At 43.1% G+C, this 253-nt stretch carries 1 pseudogene; it reads right to left on the bottom strand.

Features of this window, described 5'->3' with window-relative positions:
• Positions 1-253 (bottom strand): annotated as a pseudogene (locus ACYQ2O_RS13670) (IS4 family transposase); the annotation flags it as partial.

Raw genomic sequence — 253 nt, forward strand, 5'->3', positions numbered from 1 at the left:
TCCTTAAGCGTGTAGCGTTCGCCTTGATAGCCATAGGTCGCTCGCATGGGCTTTATCATACAAATAACGTGTAATGGATAATCCGTTACCACTTGCTTGATCACAGAAGCGTGACCGAACCAGCTGTCAAAAAGGAGCGTTTGTGCTTTTAATTTTTGCAAGGGTAGAGAGTGAAGTAAAGTAAACATGGTTTCTGTCGCTTTCTTTTGAGCTTCTTGACGACGCTTATATCCAGTGGTTCGTTTATCTATGC

This window comes from Alkalibacterium sp. m-11 (assembly GCF_054658155.1).